This window comes from Demequina sp., from assembly GCF_024642165.1.
Taxonomy (GTDB): domain Bacteria; phylum Actinomycetota; class Actinomycetes; order Actinomycetales; family Demequinaceae; genus Demequina.
In genome coordinates this window covers 1-10681 of sequence record NZ_JAHEBP010000037.1, presented here as the reverse complement: position 1 = coordinate 10681, position 10681 = coordinate 1, and the positions used below count along the sequence as shown (strand labels likewise).

The window sequence follows — 10681 nt, the reverse complement described above, 5'->3', positions numbered from 1 at the left end:
GCGCGGCCGAATTCAGCCCAGCACCCCGCCGATGCGCGTGATCACGTTGTCGATGAGCCGCGTCGAGCCCACGCGGGCCGCCACGGCGATCACCGTCTGACCGCGATACCCGTCCTCGAGCGGGTGCGCCGAGACGGGATCGAGCGCATCGAAGTAGTCGACCACCACCTCGGGCACCTCGGCGAGCGTGTGCCGCCCCGCCGCCACCGCCTCACCCAGGGACCCGCCGGACCTGGCCGCCGCATCGGCCGCGTTCAATGCCCGCGACAGGACCAGCGCGCGGGTGCGTTCCGCGGGCTTGAGGAACACGTTGCGGGAGGACAGCGCGAGGCCGTCGGCGTCCCGCACGGTGGGGACCGCGATGATCTCGGTGGGGATGGACAGGTCCCTCACCATGGTGCGGACCGCGATCACCTGCTGCGCGTCCTTCTGCCCGAAGAACGCGAGGTCGGGACGCGTCAGGTTGAGCATCTTGCAGACCACGGTCAGCATGCCGTCGAAGTGGCCGGGACGATGCGCGCCCTCCAGCACCGCGCCGATCTTGCCGGCGGAGACGGTCACCACCGGGTAGCCCGCCGGGTAAACCTCCTCGAGCGAGGGGGCGAAGACCACGTTCACGCCCAGCGGCTCGAGCAGCGCGCAGTCCGCCTCGAGGGTGCGCGGGTAGCGGTTCAGGTCCGCGGCATCGTCGAACTGGAGGGGGTTGACGAAGATGGTGACGATCACCTCGTCCGCGGACTCCCGCGCCGCGCGCACGAGCGCAAGGTGGCCCGGGTGCAACGCGCCCATGGTCATGACCACGGCGCGGCTGGCGCGGTCGCCGTCGCGGCGGCCGGGCCGGCTCGCAATGCCGCGCAGCTCCGCTGCGGTGTGGACGATGCGCATCACTCACCCCTTCCGGGTGGTTCTGTGCCGAGCGTAGCGATCAGGTCCGCGTACTGCGCGGGGCCGATGCGCCCGCCGCGCAGCGCGAGGTCCGCCGTGGCGCGCGCCATGGCCCGGTAGGCGAACCGCGCCTCGGGCTGCGTCTCGAGGGCCTGCAGGTGGGCGGCGACCGTGCCGGCGTCGCCGCGGACCACCGGTCCCGTGAGCGACGCGACCGCTCCGGGGGCGTCGCGGAGGGCCCCATCCACCGAGGCGTGAGTGAGGGGGCCCAGCACCCGACCGGGCTCCTCGATGCCGATGCGGGCCAGCATCGCGCTCGCCTGCGTCACGGCGGTGACCACGTGATTCGCGCCGTGCACCAGGGCCGCGTGATACAGCGGCCGGTCCCACTCCTCGATGCACACGGGCTCGCCGCCCATCTCCACCACCAGCGCCTGCGCGATCGGCAGCATCCCGGGCGGCGCGGTGACGGCGAACACGGCGTCGACCAGGCGGGCCAGGTCCATCGACGTGCCCGTGAAGGTCATGGCCGGATGGATGGCGAGGGGGACGATGCCGGGGCCCACCGCATCGGCCAGCACGGAGATCCCGTGGCGGCCGGAGGTGTGGATCACCAGTTGGCCGGGTCGCCACACGCCCAGCTTCGCGAGGCCGGCCGCGACGGGACCGATCTCGTCGTCGGGGACGGTGAGCAGCACCAGCTCGGCGGCCTTGACCACCTCGTCGGGAGGAACGTTGGGGACTCCGCGCAGCATCGTCTCGATGCGGTCGACGGACGCGTCCGACACTCCGGACGCCGCAACCACCTCGTGCCCGGCCTGCCGCAGTGCCGCGGCGAGCACCGTGCCCACACGGCCGGCGCCCACCACGCCCACGCGCAGGCGGCCGGGGCGGCGGCTCGCGCCGGTGATCTCGCGCTCATCCATGGAGGCCCACGGCCCTCATCCACTGCTCCGGCGTCTGGTGGCGGCGGCCCTCGCGGGCGCGCTCGGCCTGCGCATCGAGCAGCACGCGCGCGTCCTCGAGCGCCAGGTGCGCGGCCACCGGCTTCACGGGCCCCTGGGTCGAGTGCACCTCGACGTTGGCGAGTCCGAGCGACCTGCGCAGCGGGCCCTGGGTCAGGCCCAGCGACTGCGTGCGCTCGTGCGGGACCACGAACAGCTCGCGCTCCCAGCGGCCGCGGCGGATCAGCAGCGCGCGGTCGGTGGCGCGCACGCCCCGGAAGCGCCACTGGAACGGGTCCAGGCGCCGCGCCGCGTCGGGGCTGGTGAGGAAGCCGCCCTCCTCGCCCACGCCGGACATCGCGCGGCCGAGCGTGCCCGCGGGATCCGGGTCGCCCAGGTCGGGCAGCACCAGCCAGACGGCGCGCAGGGCCTCGTCGCGGGTCGCCACGGGGTGGAGCACGGACACGGACTCGTTGCTGTTGCCGTAGCCCGCGACGTTGATGGTGACGCGCCACCAGTCCTTCGCTCGCCACAGCAGCGGCTGGTGCAGCCGGATCGCGGCCACGCGCCCGGGCGGGACGGTCTGGCGGCGAGTCTCGGTGAGGCCGTGGCGCAACCTCAGCCCATCCGCGGAGATGCCCGCCGCGAAGTTGAAGCCTCCGTTGAACCGCGTCCAGAAGATGCCCAGCAGACCGGCGATCGCCGTCACGCCCGCGACCAGGCTGGTGCCCACCGCCGCCACCAACCCACCCAGCACGTCGACGTTGAAGAACAGCGTCGCGATCCCGCCGATCAGCAGCATCGTCAGCAGCGTGAACGTGGCGCCTGACAGCAGGATCGAGCCGAACAGCCGGCCGGGCGGCACGGAGTAGACGGGGCGCTCCTCGGTGGCGGCGACGGCGGTGCGCACCCGCTCCGTCCCGTGGAGGATGTCATCGGGTCGGGACAGCGCGTCGGCGCGCTCGGAGAGGTGCGCGCCCAGGTCGCGCAGGCGGGGGGCCGATGCGGGGGCCGCGCCGGTGGCGACACCCGGCGCATCCCCGGGCGCCTGCCCGGGCGCCGCATCGTCCCGCGTGTCCCGTGCGCCGGCGGCGAGGGCGAGGATCTCGTTGCGCAGCGCCTCGGCGTCGCCGAGCCGGAGGAACTTGAGCTCCACACCCGACTTGTCGCCGCCCGCGACCTGGATGTTGAGGGCGGCGAAGCCGAAGATGCGGGCGAGCAGGGGCTGCACCACGTCCACGGCCTGCAGGCGGTCGAGCCGGGCCTGGCGCTGCTGCTGGGTGACGATGCCCTGGCGCAGGTACACGGCGTCGTCGCCGATCCGGTACGTGGTGCGGCGCCACTGCCAGACCGAGACGGAGATCGCGACCAGAAAGCCCAGGAAGGCCGCCACGATCAGGCCCAGCAGGGGGAACCGGTCGAAGAACGCGAACGTCTCGTCGCCGCCGTCGACCCAGTCGGGCAGCCGCTGGTGGATGAGGTAGGCGGCGAGGAGGCCGAAGAACGCCCACCCTCCCAGCAGGGGCGAGACCGGGTGGACGCGGGTCCAGTCCCGAGGTGCGGAGTAGACGTGCTCGGTCATGGGGGTCACAGGCCGGACAGGCGGGCCTCGCCGCGGGTGGTGAGGCGGTCGCGAAGGCGGGCGGCCTCGTCCGCGGGGACACCCGCGATGGACGCGTCGGTGCCCGGCGAGGCGGTGTGGAGCTGAACGGTCGCGATGCCGAGCGCGCGGTCCAACGGGCCCGCCTTGACGTCGACGAACTGCATGCGGCCGTAGGGCACCACCGTGACCGAGCGGAACATGCGGCCGCGCTTGACCATCAGGTCCTCGTCGCCCTCGGCCCACGCGTGCGCGGTGACCTGGCGGAACACCAGGAACGTTCCCCACAGGCCGGCGATCACCGCTGCGGCGGGGAGGAGGAGCAGCCAGAAGAGCGAGCCCAGGACCGCGGCGGCGGTACCCACGAGGATCAGCACGCCCATCGTGATCCAGAGGGACACGAGTCGGGCCGTGATGAGGCGTCGCGACACGTAGATCCACGGTGCCTGGGCGTTCTCGTACCAGCTCATGGGTCCAGTCTGCCAGGCGGCGCGGCCGGCCCACGCAGTGCGGGTCTCACCGCACGCCTCCCCCTTCCCTTCCCTTCCCTTCCCTTCCCTTCCCTTCCCTTCCCTTCCTCGAATGGGTAGATGGCAGTCGATTTCGCCAGGTTGGTGCATCGCACGGGTAGGTCGTGGTCGCTACGGGCAATTCTCGAGGCTCACGGAGCGCGCATCGGGAGGGGACCTTCGGAGTCCGGCCCAGGGCTCGGCCCGGGTTCGGGTCCGCGGGGTGTGGACGCCGAAACGTCCGCCACCTACCCCTGCGACGCGCGGATCGCCCAGAACCGACCGCCATCTACCCATTCCGGGAGGGGGCGCGGGCACGACGGGCGCGGGCTCGGCCTCAGGCCGGGGCGCCGCCCTTGTCACGCTGCTCGTCGTCGCGGCACCAGTGCTCGGCGATCAGGCCCGCGACCACCAGCGCGAGCCCGCCCAGCGCGGCGACCAGCGCGGAGATCGCCACCTCGCGCCGGGGCAGGTGACCCCAGTCGAGCGCCAACGCCAATCCGTACCCGGCATAGGCCCCGCCCACGATCGCGCCCGAGTAGGCACACGCATGCGCGTAGACCACGGTGCGGGCCGCCCGCAGCCCGGTGAGCCCGGGATTCTTGCCCTTGCGGTACTGGCGCACCGACCATCCGAGCACCAGCGCGAGCACCGCCGCCCCCACGGACACCACCAGCACGGTCCACGGGACGGGCAGCGGCGAGCGGCCGGCGCTCACCAGCATCCGCGTGATCGCCCATCCCACCGCCGCCATGAGCGCGCCCAGCAGGGCCAGGCGGGGACGGCTCAGCGGGGACACGCGGGCCCCGATCGCGGCGGTACGGGCGCAGAGAGCACGAGCGTCACTCCTGGTGCGCCGGGGTCTCCTGCGTGGCGGGCCACTTCTGGGCGATCAGCTCGACCCCGCGGGAACCCACCGCGGCGGCGATGTCCGCGACGCGCCCCAGGCCCGGCACCACGAACTCGGGCACCAGGGTCGCCCACGGCTGCATCACGAACGCGCGCTCGGTGGCGCGCGGATGCGGCACCGTGAGGTCCTCGGTGTCGAGCACGAGATCCCCGAACGCGACGATGTCGATGTCCAGCGTGCGCGGGCCGTTCTCCTCGAGCCGCTCCCGGCCGTGCAACACCTCGACGCCCTGGCACGCGGCCAGCAGCTCGCGGGGCGCCAGCGCGGTCTGGACCTCGACCACCACGTTGAGGAAGTCGTCCTGATCGGGGCCGCCCACCGGCGCGGTCTTGAAGAGCGAGGAGGCGCGCTGCACCGCGATGCCGGGGATCTTGTGCATCTCCCACAGCGCCTCGCGGAACGTGGTGTCGACGTCGCCGATGTTGCCGCCCAGCGCGAGGTACGCCATCACGGGCTTGAGCGGCTGCTCATCGGCCGGGTCCATGGCCCGCGGCGGCGCGCCGAACGGGTCGCCCGAGCCGCCCGCCGAGGAGCCGATGCGCTTGTCCGCCCACAGCGACCCCGACTTCATGTCGCGGCGGATCTTGACCATGACGTCGCGGAACTCCACGTGCAGCGGCGCCTGCGGCTTGTGGACCACCACGTCGACGCAGTGCACGCCCTCCATCTCGAGCACCGATCGCGCGATGTGCTCAGCGACGGTCTCGAGCAGGTCCGCGGGGTCGCCGCCCAGCACGTCGGCCGCGCGGTCCGCGATGTCCGAGTAGTTGGCGGTGCGCCTGAGCTCGTCGCGAGTGGCGGCCGCGCGGGTCGAGACATGCGCCACCACATCGGCGAGGAACAGCTGCCCGGATTCCTTCTCGGGGGCGTACACGCCGTGGAAGGCGGTCATCCGGATCCCCTGCACGATGATCTGGTCCAGCTCGATCCCGTCCTTGATGTACGGGGTGAAAGTCGGCGTCGTCATGGTCCTCATCCTCTCCCAAAGCCGGCCGCATGCCACGCAGACACGACCCGCACGGCGTCGACCGCCGCCCGCGCATCGTGCACCCGCACCGCCCACACGCCCGCGGCCGCGGCCAAGGTGGTCACCGCGGTGGTCGCGTGCTCGCGCGCGGCGGGGTCCGCGGCGTCGACCCCACGGCGCGCGATCGCGGCGCCCAGGAAGCGCTTGCGGGAGGCGCCCACGAGCACGCGGCGGCCGCGCGCCCACTCGTCCATGCGGGCGAGCAGGGGCCAATTGGAGTCCGTCACCTTCGCGAATCCGAGGCCCGGATCCAGGACGATGCGGCCCTCGGGGACGCCCGCGGCCACCAGGGCGGCGACGCGCGCGTCGAGCTCGGCAGCCACCTCGGCGACCACGTCCTCGTAGCGGTCGAGGCGGTCCATCTGTGTCGAGTGCGCCCGCCAGTGCATGGCGACGAAGTCGACGTCGAGGTCCGCCACCGTGGCGGCCATCGCGGGATCGGCGAGCCCGCCCGAGACGTCGTTGACGATGCTCGCGCCGGCCTCCACGGCGGCGCGCGCGGTCGCGGCGTTCATGGTGTCGATGCTGGTGGCCACGCCCGACTGCGACAGGGCGCGGATCACCGGGACCACGCGCCGCTGCTCCTCGTCGACGGGGACGCGCACGGCCCCGGGGCGGGTGGACTCGCCGCCCACGTCGATCAGGTCCGCGCCGTCCTGTGCGAGCTCCACGCCGCGGGCGACGGCGGCGTCGAGCTGCACGAACATCCCTCCGTCGGAGAAGGAGTCCGGCGTGACGTTGAGGATGCCCATGACGAGCGTCACCGCGTCCGCTCCCTACTTGCCCACGATGAGGCTCATCGCCTCGGCGCGCGTGGCGGCGTCGCGCATCACGCCGCGCACCGCGGAGGTGACGGTGCGCGAGCCGGGCTTGCGGACGCCGCGCATGGACATGCAGAGGTGTTCGGCCTCGACCACCACGATCACGCCGCGCGCGCCGAGCTCGTCGACCAGGGCGTCCGCCACCTGGGTGGTGAGCCGCTCCTGGACCTGGGGCCGCTTGGCGAACACGTCCACCAAGCGAGCCAACTTGCTCAGTCCGGTGATGCGGCCGTCCGTGCCGGGGATGTACGCGACGTGGGCGACCCCGTGGAACGGGACCAGGTGGTGCTCGCACATCGAATAGAGCTCGATGTCCTTGACCAGGATCATCTCCTCGTGGCCCAGCTCGAACACGGCGCTGAGCACGTCCGCGGGGTCCTGGTGCAGGCCGCCGAAGAACTCCTCGTACGCCCGCGCCACCCGCGACGGCGTGTCCACCAGTCCGTCGCGGTCCGGGTCCTCACCCACCGCGGCGAGGATCTCGCGCACGGCGGCCTCGATACGGGGCCTGTCGACGGCCACGGTCACTCGTCCCTGGGCTCGACCAGCTCGGGGGCAGGGACGGTGCCCTCCGCGACCGCGCCCACGGTGACGGACGCATCGTCCTTCACCGGTGCATCGGCCACCTTGACCGGCACGTCGACGGCGCCGCCCTTGGCCGCTTCCGGCGCACCCGCGATCCAGGATCCGGAGATCCACTCGTCGCGCTCGGGGATCTGCTCGACGTGGGCGAAGATGCCCGCGAGCTCCTCCTCGTTGAGCGTCTCCTTCTCGAGCAGCTGCTCGGCGAGGCGGTCGAGCAGGGCGCGGTTGGACACCAGCACCTGCGTCGCCTCGGCCATGGCGTTGTCCATCAGCGCGCGGATCTCGGAGTCGATGGTGGACGCGACGCTCTCGGAGAACTCGCGGCCATGCCCCATGTCGCGGCCCAGGAACACCTCGCCGGAGCTCCCCGTGAGGCGCACCGAGCCGATGCGGGTGGACATGCCGTACTCGGTGACCATCTGCCTGGCGATCTCGGTGGCCTGCTGGATGTCGTTCGAGGCACCGGTGGACGGGTCGCCGAAGATCAGCTCCTCGGCGATGCGGCCGCCCATCGCGTACGCGAGGTTGTCGAGCAGCTGGTGGCGCGTCTTGGAGTAGCGGTCCTCCTGCGGCATCACCATCGTGTAGCCCAGCGCCCGCCCGCGCGGCAAGATCGTCACCTTCGTGACCGGGTCCGTGTGGCGCATCGCAGCCGCCACCAGCGCGTGACCGCCCTCGTGGTACGCGGTGACCTTCTTGTCGTGATCGTTCATCACACGCGTGCGCTTCTGCGGGCCGGCGATGACGCGGTCGATGGCCTCGTCGAGCTCCGACGGGCCGATCAGCTGCAGCTCGCGGCGGGCCGTGAGCAGGGCGGCCTCGTTGAGGACGTTCGCCAGGTCCGCGCCCGTGAAGCCCGGGGTGCGGCGCGCGAGGGCCTCGAGGTCCACCTCCGGGGAGATGGGCTTGCCCTTGGCGTGGACGTCCAGCACCTTGACGCGTCCCTTGAGGTCGGGAGCGTCGACGCCCACCTGGCGGTCGAAGCGGCCGGGGCGCAGCAGCGCCGGGTCCAGGATGTCGGGGCGGTTGGTGGCCGCGATCATGATGACGTTGGTGTTGAGGTCGAAGCCGTCCATCTCGACCAGCATCTGGTTGAGGGTCTGCTCGCGCTCGTCGTGGCCGCCGCCCAGGCCGGCGCCGCGGTGGCGGCCCACCGCGTCGATCTCGTCCACGAAGATGATGGCGGGGCTGTTCTTCTTGGCCTGCTCGAACAGGTCGCGCACGCGGCTCGCGCCCACACCCACGAACATCTCCACGAAGTCCGAGCCGGAGATCGAGAAGAACGGCACGCCCGCCTCGCCGGCGACGGCGCGCGCGAGCAGGGTCTTGCCGGTGCCGGGCGGGCCGTAGAGCAGTACGCCCTTCGGGATCTTGGCGCCCACGGCCTGGAACTTGGCGGGGTTCTCGAGGAACTCCTCGATCTCCTTGAGCTCCTCGACCGCCTCGTCCACGCCGGCGACGTCGTCGAACTTCACCGTCGGGGTGTCGGGCGTGACCAGCGACGCCTTCGACTTGCCGAACTGCATGAGGCGCCCGCCGCCCCCGCCCTGCATGTTGGACATGAGGAACCAGAACAGACCCACCAGCAGCAGGATCGGCAGGAACGTGAAGGCCAGCGTGGCCCAGATGCTCGACTGCGGAACCTCGGAGTTGTAGCCCTGGGCCGGGTCCGCGGCCTTGATGGCGGTGACGATCTCCTCGCCCTGCGGCGCGACGTAGAAGAACTCGACCTTGGCGCCCAGGTCCGACCACTCCGCCGGGGCGTCCTCGGGGAAGTCGGCGGGGTCCACGAGCGTCATCTCGACGCGCTGATCGCCGTCGACGATCTTGACCTGCTCGGCCACCTGGGCGCGCAGCATCGCCAGACCCTCGGAGGTGTCAACCTTCGCGGGACCGGGATTGAGCAGGCCGGACACCATCCAGCCCACCAGCACCGCGGCAGCCACGTAGAAGAGGATCATGCGCACTTTGAGAACATTCTTCATCGTGGGGTCGACTCTACGCGAGCGCCTGTGGGGACTGAAATGGTTTCGCTCACGGCGTGCCTCCCCCTCTGACACTCCGCACGGAGTTGCGGACGACACGCCGGTGAAAGTGACTCATACCGGGTTGAACGTCGGGGTGTCGCTCGCCGTTCCGTGCGGAGTGTCAGGGGCGGAGGGGCAGGCCAAAGGCGCGGACTGGCAGTGAGACGGGACGATGCGGCGGATCAGCGGGCGCCGTGGCGCCACAGGGTCGCCCGCACGTCGGGTTCGAACTCGCCGCGGCGGAGAAGCACATCGAAGTAGGTGTACCGCAGCACCAAGTGACCCCTGGTCGTCAACGCGCGATCACGGTCGCGGTCGCGCTGAAACGCCTCGGGATCCGAGTGGTACGTCTTGCCGTCGCACTCCACGATGACCTTTCCCTCCACCAGGAAGTCGACGCGACCCACGCGGTCGAAGTCGACCTGGGGCCGCACATCGAGTCCGGCGTCGCGCATCACCACCCGCGCGAGGGTCTCCGTGGGCGACTCCGCGCTCGGATCGAGTCGAGCCGCGAGCCACCGCCGGCGACTCGGGCTCGTGACGCGAAAGCCGCGGATCACGTCGCGCGCGACGATGCCCTTGCGTACGGCGCCCTCGATCGCCGCCAACTGCGCCGCCGGCTCGAGGCAGTGGGAGCAGAGGTCGAGCGCCACCGCGATCTCGCCCATACGCCGCATCGGGTACCTCACACTTCGGTGAATCACGACGCGGTCGACGCGCCGCAGCCCAGGACGGGCGAGGCTCCGCGAATCCGGCACCGCGACGTGCGCCCGCATCGGCCACGGAATCACGGGCACCTCGTGCGCGACGAGCACCGAGACACAACACGGTGTGCCCCTGAAGATGGTCGCGTCGACATCCTCGAATCGAGCGGCGGGGAGTGCGTAGCAACCGCGGTGCGGCCTCGTGACCCGGCCCTCAGCCACGCTGGCCAGCAGCGTTCCCCGCGAGACGCCGGCCTCGTGAAGCTCCTTCCACCGGGATACTCCACCCGCGTCGAGCAGCGCGCGCACCGGATCCATGCACCGGATCGTGACTCACGCGAGCCCGGGCCGGCCGCCCTTTGCGCGGATCGGTGGACAAGGTCGACCGCCGGCGGGACCGTGCGCATCGCGAGCCCACCCACGACCGGCTGACAGTCTCCCCACTCCCTGACAGTGCGCACGGAGTTGGCCGCGACACGCCGCGAGAAACCCGCGAAACGGCCCGACACGCCGAGCAACTCGGCCCAACTCCGTGCGCAGTGTCAAGGGAGGGCAGGGAAGGGAAGGGGAGGGAAGGGGACCCCGCTACGCCTCGTAGACCTCGGGCTTCAGCACCGCCACGAACGGCAGCGTCCGGTAGTTCTCCGCGAAGTCGAGCCCGTAGCCCAC

10 protein-coding genes are annotated in these 10681 nt (G+C 71.8%); all 10 read right to left on the bottom strand.

Annotated elements, in window-relative coordinates; genetic code table 11:
- Nucleotides 1-12 precede the first annotated feature (12 nt).
- The 10 genes from panC to Q0L54_RS05135 all read right to left on the bottom strand — a co-directional run bounded on the left by panC (nucleotide 13) and on the right by Q0L54_RS05135 (nucleotide 10330).
- Complete coding sequence (panC, locus tag Q0L54_RS05180) at nucleotides 13-885, bottom strand: pantoate--beta-alanine ligase (protein ID WP_296665984.1); 873 nt, start codon at nucleotides 883-885, stop codon at nucleotides 13-15.
- Nucleotides 885-1811 (bottom strand): DUF2520 domain-containing protein, encoded by a 927-nt coding sequence (locus Q0L54_RS05175; protein WP_296665982.1) that lies wholly within the window; start codon nucleotides 1809-1811, stop codon nucleotides 885-887. The genes panC and Q0L54_RS05175 overlap by 1 nt, the downstream gene beginning before the upstream one ends.
- Entirely contained in the window at nucleotides 1804-3411 is a 1608-nt protein-coding gene (locus tag Q0L54_RS05170; protein WP_296665980.1) for a PH domain-containing protein, read from the bottom strand. The genes Q0L54_RS05175 and Q0L54_RS05170 overlap by 8 nt, the downstream gene beginning before the upstream one ends.
- A 5-nt stretch (nucleotides 3412-3416) precedes the next feature.
- Nucleotides 3417-3899 (bottom strand): PH domain-containing protein, encoded by a 483-nt coding sequence (locus Q0L54_RS05165; RefSeq protein WP_296665977.1) that lies wholly within the window; start codon nucleotides 3897-3899, stop codon nucleotides 3417-3419.
- 376 nt (nucleotides 3900-4275) lie between these two features.
- A complete protein-coding gene (locus Q0L54_RS05160) occupies nucleotides 4276-4737 on the bottom strand; it encodes a DUF3180 domain-containing protein (RefSeq protein WP_296665975.1) in 462 nt (153 codons plus the stop codon).
- 43 nt (nucleotides 4738-4780) lie between these two features.
- Entirely contained in the window at nucleotides 4781-5815 is a 1035-nt protein-coding gene (folK, locus tag Q0L54_RS05155; protein WP_296665973.1) for a 2-amino-4-hydroxy-6-hydroxymethyldihydropteridine diphosphokinase, read from the bottom strand.
- Between the two features lie 5 nt (nucleotides 5816-5820).
- The gene (folP, locus tag Q0L54_RS05150; protein ID WP_296665971.1) at nucleotides 5821-6639 is read right to left on the bottom strand and encodes a dihydropteroate synthase; all 819 of its coding nucleotides are present in this window, start codon (nucleotides 6637-6639) and stop codon (nucleotides 5821-5823) included.
- Between the two features lie 12 nt (nucleotides 6640-6651).
- Nucleotides 6652-7218, bottom strand: a complete 567-nt coding sequence (folE, locus tag Q0L54_RS05145) for a GTP cyclohydrolase I FolE (RefSeq protein WP_366937936.1) — start codon at nucleotides 7216-7218, stop codon at nucleotides 6652-6654.
- Nucleotides 7219-7220: 2 nt separating this feature from the next.
- On the bottom strand, nucleotides 7221-9266 hold the full coding sequence (gene ftsH, locus Q0L54_RS05140; RefSeq protein ID WP_296665967.1) for an ATP-dependent zinc metalloprotease FtsH: 2046 nt from the start codon (nucleotides 9264-9266) through the stop codon (nucleotides 7221-7223).
- Between the two features lie 224 nt (nucleotides 9267-9490).
- The gene (locus Q0L54_RS05135) at nucleotides 9491-10330 is read right to left on the bottom strand and encodes a type IV toxin-antitoxin system AbiEi family antitoxin domain-containing protein (RefSeq protein ID WP_296665966.1); all 840 of its coding nucleotides are present in this window, start codon (nucleotides 10328-10330) and stop codon (nucleotides 9491-9493) included.
- Nucleotides 10331-10681: the final 351 nt, after the last annotated feature.